The sequence below is a fragment of the Streptomyces rubrogriseus genome, assembly GCF_027947575.1.
Lineage (GTDB): Bacteria > Actinomycetota > Actinomycetes > Streptomycetales > Streptomycetaceae > Streptomyces > Streptomyces rubrogriseus.
Map to the genome: position 1 here is coordinate 254,063 of NZ_CP116256.1, position 12,336 is coordinate 266,398.

The 12,336-nt window shown below is 72.8% G+C and carries 12 protein-coding genes; 8 read left to right on the forward strand and 4 right to left on the reverse strand.

From position 1 onward, the window contains the following. Positions 1-83 precede the first annotated feature (83 nt). Both Sru02f_RS01215 and Sru02f_RS01220 read left to right on the forward strand, forming a co-directional pair. Positions 84-968 carry a sigma-70 family RNA polymerase sigma factor gene (locus Sru02f_RS01215; RefSeq protein ID WP_109029353.1) on the forward strand — a complete coding sequence of 295 codons (885 nt, stop codon included), beginning with the start codon at positions 84-86 and terminating at the stop codon, positions 966-968. 38 nt (positions 969-1,006) lie between these two features. After that, positions 1,007-1,297 (forward strand): hypothetical protein, encoded by a 291-nt coding sequence (locus Sru02f_RS01220; protein WP_109029354.1) that lies wholly within the window; start codon positions 1,007-1,009, stop codon positions 1,295-1,297. Positions 1,298-1,312: 15 nt separating this feature from the next. On the opposite strand, the gene Sru02f_RS01225 is transcribed toward Sru02f_RS01220, so the two are convergent. From Sru02f_RS01225 to Sru02f_RS01235, 3 genes are all read right to left on the reverse strand, one after another. Next, the gene (locus Sru02f_RS01225) at positions 1,313-1,963 is read right to left on the reverse strand and encodes a hypothetical protein (protein WP_109029355.1); all 651 of its coding nucleotides are present in this window, start codon (positions 1,961-1,963) and stop codon (positions 1,313-1,315) included. 116 nt (positions 1,964-2,079) lie between these two features. Continuing rightward, positions 2,080-2,781, reverse strand: coding sequence for a GntR family transcriptional regulator (locus tag Sru02f_RS01230; protein ID WP_003975316.1), 702 nt, complete (start codon positions 2,779-2,781; stop codon positions 2,080-2,082). A gap of 126 nt (positions 2,782-2,907) precedes the next feature. Beyond that, positions 2,908-4,263 carry an aspartate aminotransferase family protein gene (locus Sru02f_RS01235; RefSeq protein ID WP_109029356.1) on the reverse strand — a complete coding sequence of 452 codons (1,356 nt, stop codon included), beginning with the start codon at positions 4,261-4,263 and terminating at the stop codon, positions 2,908-2,910. A gap of 237 nt (positions 4,264-4,500) precedes the next feature. Between Sru02f_RS01235 and Sru02f_RS01240 the strand changes: the two genes are divergently transcribed. Further along, the gene (locus Sru02f_RS01240) at positions 4,501-6,681 is read left to right on the forward strand and encodes a serine/threonine-protein kinase (RefSeq protein WP_109029357.1); all 2,181 of its coding nucleotides are present in this window, start codon (positions 4,501-4,503) and stop codon (positions 6,679-6,681) included. A gap of 38 nt (positions 6,682-6,719) precedes the next feature. Here Sru02f_RS01240 and Sru02f_RS01245 read toward each other — a convergent pair whose 3' ends face one another. Then, complete coding sequence (locus Sru02f_RS01245) at positions 6,720-7,484, reverse strand: SLATT domain-containing protein (protein ID WP_030867879.1); 765 nt, start codon at positions 7,482-7,484, stop codon at positions 6,720-6,722. 270 nt (positions 7,485-7,754) lie between these two features. Between Sru02f_RS01245 and Sru02f_RS01250 the strand changes: the two genes are divergently transcribed. From Sru02f_RS01250 to Sru02f_RS01270, 5 genes are all read left to right on the forward strand, one after another. Next, positions 7,755-8,102 (forward strand): YbaB/EbfC family nucleoid-associated protein, encoded by a 348-nt coding sequence (locus Sru02f_RS01250; protein WP_109029358.1) that lies wholly within the window; start codon positions 7,755-7,757, stop codon positions 8,100-8,102. 95 nt (positions 8,103-8,197) lie between these two features. Beyond that, entirely contained in the window at positions 8,198-8,797 is a 600-nt protein-coding gene (recR, locus tag Sru02f_RS01255) for a recombination mediator RecR (RefSeq protein ID WP_109029359.1), read from the forward strand. Continuing rightward, entirely contained in the window at positions 8,790-9,449 is a 660-nt protein-coding gene (locus tag Sru02f_RS01260) for a DUF5063 domain-containing protein (RefSeq protein WP_109029360.1), read from the forward strand. The genes recR and Sru02f_RS01260 overlap by 8 nt, the downstream gene beginning before the upstream one ends. 381 nt (positions 9,450-9,830) lie before the next feature. Beyond that, complete coding sequence (locus Sru02f_RS01265) at positions 9,831-11,108, forward strand: aspartate kinase (protein ID WP_003975324.1); 1,278 nt, start codon at positions 9,831-9,833, stop codon at positions 11,106-11,108. Next, on the forward strand, positions 11,108-12,196 hold the full coding sequence (locus Sru02f_RS01270) for an aspartate-semialdehyde dehydrogenase (RefSeq protein ID WP_109029361.1): 1,089 nt from the start codon (positions 11,108-11,110) through the stop codon (positions 12,194-12,196). Before Sru02f_RS01265 ends, Sru02f_RS01270 begins: the two co-directional genes overlap by 1 nt. Positions 12,197-12,336 lie beyond the last annotated feature (140 nt).

Below are 12,336 nucleotides of genomic sequence, written 5' to 3' on the forward strand. Positions count from 1 at the left end.
ACCGCCGCGGTCGCGCGCACGCCGGGATGGTTCACTGGGGCGACGCGCCCCCGAGGGCGCCGGAGGCGGAAGGAACCCGTACGGTGCCCGCACGATCCGACGACATGGCCCGGCAGTTCGAGCTGGACCGGCCCCGGCTGCGGGCGGTCGCGTACCGGATCCTCGGCTCGCTCGGTGAGGCGGACGACGCCCTCCAGGAGGCGTGGCTGCGGGCCGACCGGGCGGACACCTCCGAGGTGGGCAATCCCTCGGGCTGGCTCACCACGGTCGTGGCCCGGGTCTGCCTCAACCTGCTCCGCGCCCGCGACACCCGGCGCGAGGAGCCGCTGGACGACGCGGCCCGCAGGCAACCGGCCGCCACCGGCACCGCCGCGGACCCGGCCGAGGAGGCGCAGCTCGCCGACGAGGTGGGGATCGCGCTGCTGATCGTCCTGGACACCCTCGGCCCCGCCGAGCGGCTCGCGTTCGTCCTGCACGACATGTTCGACGTGCCCTTCGACGACATCGCCGCGATGCTCGACAAGACCCCCGCCGCCACCCGCCAGCTGGCCAGCCGCGCCCGCCGCCGGGTCCGGGGCGTCCCCGCGCCCGAAGCCGACCTGCCCCGCAGGCGCCGCGCCGTCGACGCCTACCTGGCGGCCACCCGCGGCGGCGACTTCGACGCGCTGGTGGCCCTGCTGCACCCGGACGTCGTCCTGAGTGCGGACGCGGCGGTCGTCCCGACGCCCGGACCCGTCACCGTCAGCGGCATGGAGCAGGTGGCCAGGGGCGCGATGGCCTCGATGGCCCGGGCCAGGTCCGCCGCCGTCGTCCTGGTCGACGGCCGGGTGGGCATGGCGATGGCCGAGAACGGCAGGCTGCGCGTCGTGCTCCGCTTCGACTTCGCCGCCGACGGCCGCATCACCGGCATCGACGTGATCGCGGAACCCGCTCGCCTGAACGAACTGGACATCACGGGCATAGGCTGAATTCGTACACGTCGCGTCGGCAGAAGAAGGTGAGTGCGATGCGCGTGCTGCTCAAGGCGACGCTGGACACCGAGAAGTCGAACGAGGTGATCCGCAGCGGCAGGATGGAGGCCCTGATCAAGGAGACCGTCGACCGCATCGGGCCGGAGGCCGCCTACTTCGGCACCATCGACGGACGGCGGACCGCCCTGCTGGTCCTCGACATGCAGGACAGCTCGCAGATGCCGCCGATCGGAGAACCGTTCCTCATGGAGCTGAACGCCGAGGTCGACCTCTGCCCGATCATGAACATCGACGACCTGGCGAAGGGCCTCTCCCAGCTGGGCTGACGGCCCTTCGGCGGATCAGCTGAAGACGATCATCGACCCCTGCGCCAGGCTTCGTGTCGCCGCCGCGTGCAGACCCAGCCACACATGGCGCTCCCGGGCGAACGGGCTGGAGTCGTGCGGTGCGGGCACCGCCGGCTCCTCCAGCTCCGTCGGTGCGAGCGGCGGCTGCGGCGGGGCCGGCGGGTTGGCCGGGTCGATGCCGAGGGCCGGGGCGACGGCCTCCAGTTCCCGCAGCAGGGTGTGCGAGGAGCCCAACGGGCCGCCGCCCGACAGGAGTTCGTCACTGGAGAGCGGGTGCGGGAAGTCGACCGGCACGTAGGCGCCCGCGTGGTCGTAGTGCCAGACCAGGTGGGACTGCTGGGCCGTCGACTCGAACATCTCCAGCAACTGCTCGTAGTCGCCGCCGAGTTCGTCCACCGGCGTCACCGGGAGGCCGCACACCTGGAGGAGGTGCGCCCGGCGCAGGAAGTGCAGCGCGTCGTAGTCGAAGCCGGCCACCGGCGCGACCTCGCCGGAGAGCCCCGGCATGTACTGGTACACCGGCACCGGCGGCAGCCCGGCCTCGGCCAGCACCTTGTCGTACTGCGCGAGTTCCTCGGCGAACGGGTTGTCCGGCGTGTGGCACAAGACGTCGACGAGCGGTACCAGCCACAGGTCACAGGCCAAAAGAGGGCTCCTCACACAGCACGGTGGTCAGGGCAGCGTAGTCGGTGTGCGCCGGGGCGCGTCGCGTGCAGAACCCATACCCATCTGGGGCCGGGCCACGACACGTCCGGCGTTGGTCATTCGCCGGCGAGCCCCTCGATCAGGGCGAGCGAGTGGCTGTTGTACGCGTCGACGAGCGCACGCGCGCCCGGGACGTCCCGCCGGGCCAGGGCGTCGACCAGCGCGGTGTGCCCGGACCACAGCGCGCCGCGCAGCTCGCTGAGCCGGCGCAGGTGCTGCACGGTGCACACCCAGCTCTGCACGCGCAGCCGGTGCAGGAAGTCGCAGAGGTAGGGGTTGCCGAAGAGAGTGGCCAGCTCGCGCCAGTAGCGCAGGTCGTAGCCGATCAGGACGGTCAGGTCCCCGGCCGCGGCGGCGCGCTGGGCCTCCTCGCCTCGCCGGCGGACCCCGGCGAGGGCGGCGGCGATCCGCGGGTCGGCCGGGTCGGGACCCCCCGGCAGGTCGGCGGCCAGCGAGAGGAACATGCCGTCGGTCACGAGACTGCGGGCCTCGATCATGCCGCGGAAGTCGTCGACCGAGTACTCGTGGACGCGGAAGCCGCGGTGGTGGTCGGCGTCCAGGAGTCCCTGCGCGGACAGGTCGACCAGGGCCTCGCGCACCGGCGTCGCGGACACGCCGTACTGCTCGGCGATCTCCTTGACCGTGAACTCCTGCCCCGGCTGGAGCCGGCCGGCCAGCACCTCGTCACGGAGCGCGTCGGCGATCTGCTGCCGCAGGGTGCTGCGCGTGACGGCACCGGTACCGCTGGGACCGGGCATGGGCGGGCGTCTCCTCGTCGCGTTCGGGGCGTCGCCCGGAGGCGTCGCCCGGGGGCGTGCTCGTACACATGTCTACCGCGTACGAGCACGCCACCCTACGCGCTCGGTCCCCTCGGCCCGTTCCGCCTACTCCGTGTACTCGTCCGCCACGGACAGTGCCGTGTCCAGGGCCGCCAGGCCCTCCTTCAGCTCCGCCTCGGAGACGTTGCACGGCGGGACCACGTGGGTCCGGTTCATGTTCACGAACGGCCACAGGCCGTGCGCCTTGGCGGAGGCGGCGAACGCCGACATGGGCGTGGCCGCCTGCCCGGTCGCGTTGTACGGCACCAGCGGCTCCCGGGTCTCCCGGCTGCGCACCAGCTCCAGCGCCCAGAACATGCCGGTCCCGCGCACCTCGCCCACGCTCGGGTGGCGCTCGGCCAGCTCCCGCAGCGCCGGTTCGACGACCTCGGCGCCGAGCCGCGCCGCGTGCTCGACGACGCCCTCCTCCGCCATCACGTTGATCGTGGCGACGGCGGCGGCGCAGGCCAACGGGTGCCCGGAGTACGTCAGTCCGCCGGGGTAGGGCCGCTCGGCGAAGGTCGCGGCGATCTCGGCCGAGATCGCGACGCCGCCGAGGGGCACGTAGCCCGAGTTCACGCCCTTGGCGAAGGTCATCAGGTCGGGCACGACGTCGTACAGGTCGGCGGCGAACCAGGTGCCGGTGCGGCCGAATCCGGCCATGACCTCGTCGAGCACGAAGACGATGCCGTACTTGTCGCAGATCTCGCGCACCCCGGCCAGGTAGCCGGCCGGCGGCATCATGATCCCCGCGGTGCCCGGGATCGTCTCCAGGACGATCGCGGCGACGGTCCCCGGGCCCTCGAAGGCGATCGTCGTCTCCAGGTGCTCCAGCGCCCGCGCGCACTCCTGCTCCTCGGTCTCGGCGTAGAAGCGCGAGCGGTACAGGAACGGCGCCCAGAAGTGCACGACCCCGGCCGTGCCGGTGTCGGAGGCCCAGCGGCGCGGGTCACCGGTGACGTTGACCGCCTGCTGGGTGCCGCCGTGGTACGAGCGGTAGGCGGAGAGCACCTTGGGCCGGCCGGTGTGCAGCCGGGCCATGCGCAGGGCGTGCTCGACGGCGTCGGCGCCGCCGTTGGTGAAGAAGATCTTGTCCAGGTCGCCGGGCGTCCGCTCGGCGATCAGCCGGGCCGCCTCCGAGCGCGCCTCGACGGCGAACGCGGGCGCGAACGTCGTCATCCGCGCCGCCTGCTCCTGGATCGCGGCGACGACCTTGGGGTGCTGGTAGCCGATGTTGGTGTAGACGAGCCCGCTGGAGAAGTCGAGGTAGCGCTTGCCTTCGTAGTCCCAGAAGTACGACCCCTCGGCGCCGGCGACGGCGAGCGGGTCGATCAGCTCTTGGGCTGACCAGGAGTGGAAGACGTGCGCGCGGTCCGCGGCCTTCACGGCGGCGCTGGCCTGGGGGGAGGGCTGAGGGGTCATGCGGCCGAGGGTAGATGTCCGCGATGCGGAAACGGAATCGGCGTCCTGTCTGCGGTCGGGGGCTTTCCACGACAGGTTGTCGACGCGGCGACCGACGCGGCGCGGACGCGGTGCCGACGCGGCGGGGGCGCGCGGGGCCCCTCCGTTACGGAACCGTGGACGAGCGGCGACCTACCGCCGGGCCGCCCCGCACTATCCTCGGCCTGTTGCTCATGTTCGGGGGGAAGGCGGCGCGGCATGCGGAGACTGGGGGACGGGGACCCGCAGCACGTTGGGGCCTACCGGCTCTTGGGCCGGTTGGGCATGGGCGGCATGGGCCACGTCTACCTGGCCCGGTCCGACCGCGGGCGCACGGTCGCCGTGAAGCTGGTGCGCGAGGAACTGGCCGCGCTGGAGGAGTTCCGCGAGCGATTCCGGCAGGAGGTCGAGTCCGCGCGCCGCGTCGGCGGGTACTGGACGGCGCCCGTACTGGACGCCGACACCGAGGCCGCCGTGCCGTGGGTGGCCACCGGGTACGTCGCCGGGCCCAGCCTCCAGCAGGTCGTCGGGCACGACCACGGCGCGCTGCCGGAACGCTCGGTGCGCACCCTGGGCGCCGGTCTGGCGCACGCGCTCCAGGACATCCACGCCGCCGGGATCGTCCACCGCGACCTCAAGCCGTCCAACGTCCTGGTCACCATCGACGGCCCCCGCGTCATCGACTTCGGCATCGCCCGCGCCCTCCAGACGGTGACCGACGGCGGCCTCACCCGCACCGGCGCGCTCGTCGGCTCGCCCGGCTTCATGGCGCCCGAGCAGGTGCGCGGCGACCGGGTCACGCCCGCGTGCGACGTCTTCTGCCTCGGCTCGGTCCTCGCCTACGCCGCCACCGGCAAGCTGCCCTTCGGCGCCGCGAACAGCGGTGCGCACGCCCTGATGTTCCGCATCGCGCAGGAGGAGCCCGACCTGGAGGGCGTGCCCGAGGGCATCGCCGACCTCGTGCGCGACTGCCTGCGGAAGGACCCCGCGGCGCGGCCGGCCCTCGCCGACGTCCTGGAGCGCACGGGCGCGCAGGACACGGTCACCGGCGGCCGCTCCCGCGACCCGTGGCTGCCCAGCGCGCTGGTGGCCCAGCTCGGCCGCCACGCCGTACAGCTGCTGGACACGGAGAACCCCGAAGACCCGGCACGGCCCGGGGGCGGCCCGACCCCTTCCGGCACACCCGCAGCATCGGCAGCGACGCCCGGCGCCGCGCTGCCCGACGGCGCGGCGGTTGGCGGGGTGTGGCCTGGGGGTGCGGGACCCGGCGGTGCGGGGCGAGGCAGTGCGGGACCCGGCGGCGCGGAGCCTGGTGGTGCTGGTCCCGGGGGTGTGGGGCCTGGTGGTGCTGGTCCCGGGGGTGTGGGGCCTGGTGGTGCTGTCCCTGGCGGCGTGGAGCCTGGTGGTGCCGGCCCCGGCGGCGTAGGGCCTGATGGTGCTGTCCCTGGCGGCGCAGGCCCCGGTGGCGCATGGCCGGGTGGCGGTGGGGCCAGCGGCGACGGGTCCGGCGGCGAGGGTGCTGCCCAGGGCACCGACCCGGCGTCCGGCGGCGGGCCGCCTCCTCCGCGTGAGCCGGGCAGCGGCGGTGGCAACCCGCTGAACCATCTCCCCACCCAGGTCGCGGGCCACCCGGCCACGCCCCCGCCCGGCGTCCACGGCCACCCCCGGCCACCGGCCTCGGGGTACGACCCGGCCCCGGCCTGGCACCCGTCGCAGCCCGGACACCAGCACCCGTACGGCGGCGGGGGCGGCCTCGGCCCGACCCCGCCCCAGGGACCCCCACCCCCGTACGGACCGCCGCACGAGCCCGTCCGCAGCGGCCGCTCCACCGCGCTGCTGATCGTCGTCGCCCTGGTCGTCGCGCTGGGCGCGGGCGGCTCGGTCTACGCCCTGATGCGCGGGGACGACGACGGTCGTGCGGGCGGCGACCCCACGCCCACGCGGTCCACCGGCGCGCCGCAGGACCCGGGTACGGGCGCCTCCGGCTCGTCCGGTGCGACGGGGGGCCGGTCGCCGTCGACCGACCCGGCCGCCGACGAGGGCACGGTCCCGGCCGGGTACGTGGGCGACTGGTCGACCAGCATCGACAACGCCTCCGGGACACACCCCCGCACGCTGAGCATCGTGCCGGGCGAGGTCGGCGACACGGTGCTGACCCTCGTGGCGGACGGGCCGACGGACACCGGCACGTACCACTGCGTGTTCGAGGCCGCCCTCACGGCCGAACCGGGCTCCGGTGGTCCGCTGCGGCTCGGCCCGTCCGCGGTCAGGACCGGTCCGTCCAGCAGCTGCACCCCGGGCGGCCCCAGCACCGTCACCCTGCGGCCGGACGGCAGCCTGGAACGCACCAACGACGACACCGGCGAGTCCCTGCTCTACACCCGCGCACAGGGGTACTGACGGGGCGGGCGGCGGCCGGGGCGCGCGCCGCCTCGGGGTCAGCGGGGCTCCGGCGGACGCTGGCGGGGCATGTTCGGACGGGTGCCGTTCTGCGGGGGGAGCGGGAACCGCCCGGTGGCGCCCGTGCCCGCGCCGTCCGGGCGCGGCCCGTCGGCCGCCGCCGCGGCGTGCGGTCCCAGCGGCCCCGGCCCCGGACGGAAGCACACCATCCAGTCCGCCGTCTCCGCCCGCACCAGCTCCGTCACGTCCTCCGAGAACCGCCGCAGCACCAGCAGGCACCGCTCCGCCGCCTCGCTCGCCGTCCCGTCCGCCGGGCCCAGCACCTCCCGCACGCTCTCCGACGCCCAGTCGAACTGGAGCGCCTGGAGCCGCCGCTGCACCGCCTGCGCCGTGGCCACGTCCCGCATCCAGCCGGACGTCACCCCGAAGTACCGGTCGCCCGCCACACACGCCACCGCCCACAGCAGCGCCAGATACCCCCAGGGCGCGACCCCGCCCACCGCGCCCGACAGGTCGAGCAGCGGCAGCGCCGCCCCGGCCGCCGCACCCACCGCGGCCCCGCCCCGCAGCAGTACGGCACCGCGCCGCTTCCACACCCGGTCCGCGAGGTACCAGGCCGCCGTGTCCAGCGCGCCCCGCTCCACCCACCGGTACAGCTCGTCCAGCCGCTCGGCGGGCAGTGCCCAGTCCCCGAGGGGAAACGTCCGCCCGGTCAGGTCGCCCGGCCGCGTCCCGGCCGCCCCGCCCTCGCCGTCCCGCCCGCGCTGCGGCGGCCCCTCGGGCTGCATCTCCGGCTGACCCACCCGGCACTCCCTACTGCTCGCCACTGCTCGCCGTACCGCTCGCCGTCCCTGAGGACTCGTACGCCGGAACCCCGCGCCGGAACCCTTCCTACCGCCCAATGGGTGGCGAAGGGCCGGGTTCCGTCGCTTTTCCGCCCGGAAGAGGGCGTTGATCAGGTATAGGGCACCCAGGGCATCACTCGAAAGAGTGCTGGGGCGAGGGCCGCCCGGACCACGTAGGCTCGTGCCGAACGGCAAAACGGTAGTGACCGGACGCGATGGGAGCTGAACGTGATCCCCGGTGGTGGCCAGCCCAACATGCAGCAGCTGCTCCAGCAGGCCCAGAAGATGCAGCAGGACCTGGCGAAGGCCCAGGAGGAACTGGCACAGACCGAGGTCGACGGCCAGGCGGGCGGCGGCCTGGTGAGGGCCACGGTCACCGGCTCCGGCGAGCTGCGCGGCCTCGTCATCGACCCGAAGGCGGTGGACCCGGAGGACACCGAGACCCTCGCCGACCTGGTCGTCGCCGCAGTCCAGGCGGCCAACGAGAACGCGCAGAACCTCCAGCAGCAGAAGCTCGGACCGCTCGCCCAGGGCCTCGGCGGTGGCGGCAGCGGCATCCCCGGCCTGCCGTTCTGAGTCCGCGTCCCCGGCTTTCCGGGTTCGCCTTTCTCAGACCGGCCGAAGCCATCTACCGTACGTAGTGCACGAACCTCAGGAAGGACGGCAGTCCGTTGTACGAAGGCGTGGTCCAGGACCTCATCGACGAACTCGGGCGGCTGCCCGGCGTCGGTCCCAAGAGCGCGCAGCGGATCGCCTTCCACATCCTCCAGGCGGAGCCGGTCGACGTACGGCGGCTCGCCCAGGCCCTCATGGAAGTGAAGGCCAAGGTCCGCTTCTGCGCGACCTGCGGGAACGTCGCGCAGGAGGAGCAGTGCAACATCTGCCGCGACGCCCGGCGCGACCCTTCCGTCATCTGCGTGGTGGAGGAACCGAAGGACGTCGTCGCCATCGAGCGGACCCGCGAGTTCCGCGGGCGGTACCACGTGCTCGGCGGCGCGATCAGCCCGATCGACGGGGTCGGCCCGGACGACCTGCGCATCCGTGAGCTGCTGGCCCGCCTGGCGGACGGCACGGTCACGGAGCTGATCCTGGCCACGGACCCGAATCTTGAGGGCGAGGCCACGGCCACGTACCTCGCCCGCATGATCAAGCCCATGGGCCTCAAGGTCACCCGCCTGGCCAGCGGCCTCCCGGTGGGCGGCGACCTGGAATACGCGGACGAGGTGACCCTCGGCCGCGCCTTCGAGGGGAGACGACTCCTAGATGTCTGACGCCACGCTGCACGCGACCGACCAGAACCCGGACGACTTCGCGGTCCAGATCGCCGACCAGATCGAGAGCTTCCTGGTGGCCGTCACCGAGGTGGCGAAGGGCGACGAGCCCGACTCGGCCGTCCCCTTCCTCCTCCTGGAGGTCTCCCAGCTGATGCTGGCCGGCGGCCGGCTGGGCGCCCACGAGGACATCGTCCCGGACGAGCGCTACGAGCCCGACCCGGGCCCGGAACTCGACGTGGACGAGATCCGCGAGAACCTGGCCCGCATCCTCGACCCGGTCGACGTCTACTCCGAGGTCTTCGACCCCTACGAGCCGCGCAAGGCCCCGGTCCCGGCCCGCATCTCCGACGACCTCACCGACGTCATCACCGATCTCCGCCACGGCATGGTCCACTACAAGGCCGGCCGCACCACGGAGGCCCTGTGGTGGTGGCAGTTCTCCTACTTCTCCAACTGGGGCTCCACCGCCTCCGCGACGCTGCGCGCCCTCCAGTCGGTCGTCGCCCACGTCCGCCTGAACCAGCCCCTGGAGGAGCTGGACGGCCTCGACACCGACCAGGAGCTGGGCGACGAGACCCTGGAGTCGGAGGCCGGCCGGGTCATGGTCCGGGAGATCGCGGGACCGCTGGGCCTGCGGCCGGTCAAGTAGCGGCGCCTTCCGGGGGTTCCGGGGCATCCAGGGAGTCCGGGCCATCCGCATCAGCGGCGCCGGCAGCACCCGTCGGAACGTGGCGCGGGCGCCGTCTTCGCGGGTGTGGTCGTGAGGCGTCGGACGCACCAGGGGCCGCAAGGGTTGTACGTTCAACCAACCCGGTCTTCCACGTGGCGGGAAGCCACTTGTGAACGTGTGACACACCGCACTTTCCCGAGTGACCCGCGTCCCCCTGGGCATGAGCCACCCCGAACAGTGGGCGGTCCGGAGTCTCACCATGCGATACCGCAGGGGTGAAACCCGGACGCTCGGTAAAATGAGCCGACCGCAGTACATATACGTACGTGCGGAAAGAGACGGATTGAGCGAGGAGCGCACGTGGGCCTTGTCGTGCAGAAGTACGGAGGCTCCTCCGTAGCCGATGCCGAGGGCATCAAGCGCGTCGCCAAGCGGATCGTGGAAGCGAAGAAGAACGGCAACCAGGTGGTCGCCGTCGTTTCCGCGATGGGCGACACGACGGACGAGCTGATCGATCTCGCCGAGCAGGTTTCCCCGATCCCTGCCGGGCGCGAACTCGACATGCTGCTGACCGCCGGGGAGCGTATCTCCATGGCGCTGCTGGCCATGGCGATCAAAAACCTGGGGCACGAGGCCCAGTCGTTCACCGGCAGCCAGGCCGGAGTCATCACCGACTCGGTCCACAACAAGGCCCGGATCATCGACGTCACGCCGGGTCGCATCCGCACCTCGGTCGACGAGGGCAACGTGGCCATCGTGGCCGGCTTCCAGGGCGTCAGCCAGGACAGCAAGGACATCACCACGCTGGGCCGCGGCGGGTCCGACACCACGGCCGTCGCCCTCGCCGCCGCGCTCGACGCGGACGTCTGCGAGATCTACACCGACGTCGACGGCGTGTTCACCGCCGACCCGCGCGTGGTGCCCAAGGCGAAGAAGATCGACTGGATCTCCTTCGAGGACATGCTGGAGCTCGCTGCCTCCGGCTCCAAGGTGCTGCTCCACCGTTGCGTGGAGTACGCCCGCCGGTACAACATTCCGATTCACGTGCGGTCCAGCTTCAGCGGACTGCAGGGCACGTGGGTCAGCAGCGAGCCGATCAAGCAAGGGGAAAAGCACGTGGAGCAGGCCCTCATCTCCGGAGTCGCGCACGACACCTCCGAGGCCAAGGTCACGGTCGTCGGGGTGCCCGACAAGCCGGGCGAGGCGGCCGCGATCTTCCGCGCCATCGCCGACGCCCAGGTCAACATCGACATGGTCGTGCAGAACGTGTCCGCCGCCTCCACCGGCCTGACGGACATCTCGTTCACGCTCCCCAAGAGCGAGGGCCGCAAGGCCATCGACGCGCTGGAGAAGAACCGCCCGGGCATCGGCTTCGACTCGCTGCGCTACGACGACCAGATCGGCAAGATCTCGCTGGTCGGAGCGGGTATGAAGAGCAACCCGGGCGTCACCGCCGACTTCTTCACCGCGCTCTCCGACGCCGGGGTGAACATCGAGCTGATCTCGACCTCCGAGATCCGCATCTCGGTCGTCACCCGCAAGGACGACGTGAACGAGGCCGTGCGCGCCGTGCACACCGCCTTCGGACTCGACTCCGACAGTGACGAGGCCGTGGTCTACGGGGGCACCGGGCGCTGATGTCCGCCAGGCAAGACACCGGCCGGGACGGCGGCCGTACCGGCCGGCCCACGCTCGCCGTCGTGGGCGCGACCGGTGCCGTCGGCTCGGTCATGCTCCAGATCCTGTCCCAGCACGCGGACGTCTGGGGCGACATCCGCCTGATCGCCTCCCCGCGCTCGGCCGGCCGCAAGCTGGCCGTGCGCGGGGAGGAGGTCGAGGTCGTCGCGCTGAGCGAAGAGGCCTTCGACGGGGTCGACGTCGCCATGTTCGACGTGCCCGACGAGGTCGCCGCCCAGTGGGCGCCGCTCGCCGCCGCCAAGGGCGCGGTGGTGGTCGACAACTCCGGCGCCTTCCGGATGGACCCGGAGGTGCCGCTGGTCGTGCCCGAGGTCAATCCGCACGCGGTGCGGATGCGGCCGCGCGGGATCGTCGCCAACCCGAACTGCACGACGCTGTCCATGATCGTGGCGCTGGGCGCGCTGCACGCCGAGTTCGGGCTGCGCGAGCTGGTCGTCTCCTCGTACCAGGCGGTCAGCGGGGCCGGGCGGGACGGCGTGGACACGCTGCGCCGGCAGCTGTCGCTGGTGGCCGGCACCGAGCTGGGGACGCACCCCGGTGACGTGCGGCGGGCCGTCGGCGACGACACCGGGCCGTTCCCGGAGCCGGTCGCGCTGAACGTCGTACCGTGGGCCGGATCGCTGCGGGAGGACGGCTGGTCCTCGGAGGAGATGAAGGTGCGGGACGAGTCCCGCAAGATCCTCGGGCTGCCGAACCTCCCGGTCGCGGTGACGTGCGTACGGGTGCCGGTCGTCACCACGCACTCCCTGACCGTGCACGCCCGCTTCGAGGGCGAGGTCAGTGTCCAGGGGGCCCGGGAGATCCTGGCCACCGCCCCCGGCGTCGTCCTGTTCGACAACCCGGCCGCGGGGGAGTTCCCGACGCCCGCCGACGCGGTCGGCACCGACCCGACCTGGGTCGGCCGGGTGCGCCGGGCCCTGGACGACCCGACCGCGCTCGAACTCTTCGTCTGCGGGGACAATCTGCGCAAGGGCGCCGCGCTCAACACCGCGCAGATCGCGGAGCTGGTGGCGGCCGAGTTCGGCTGAACCGGGATCAGAGAGGCGAAAAGGCCCGGCGGCCGTGGGTTTCGTTTGTAGGATCCATGGACGAGATGTGATCCGGAAGTTGGTCCGGACTACTTGTACCGGGCACCCGCGCCGTCAGAGGATTTCCTCCCCGCCCTCCG

What these genes read in the sequence shown, in the direction of transcription:
- Sru02f_RS01240 (WP_109029357.1), top strand. Translation starts at nt 4,501, where the DNA reads ATGCGGAGACTGGGGGACGGGGACCCGCAGCACGTTGGGGCCTACCGG.
- Sru02f_RS01230 (WP_003975316.1), bottom strand. Translation starts at nt 2,781, where the DNA reads ATGCCCGGTCCCAGCGGTACCGGTGCCGTCACGCGCAGCACCCTGCGG.
- Sru02f_RS01260 (WP_109029360.1), top strand. Translation starts at nt 8,790, where the DNA reads ATGTCTGACGCCACGCTGCACGCGACCGACCAGAACCCGGACGACTTC.
- Sru02f_RS01235 (WP_109029356.1), bottom strand. Translation starts at nt 4,263, where the DNA reads ATGACCCCTCAGCCCTCCCCCCAGGCCAGCGCCGCCGTGAAGGCCGCG.
- Sru02f_RS01270 (WP_109029361.1), top strand. Translation starts at nt 11,108, where the DNA reads ATGTCCGCCAGGCAAGACACCGGCCGGGACGGCGGCCGTACCGGCCGG.
- Sru02f_RS01220 (WP_109029354.1), top strand. Translation starts at nt 1,007, where the DNA reads ATGCGCGTGCTGCTCAAGGCGACGCTGGACACCGAGAAGTCGAACGAG.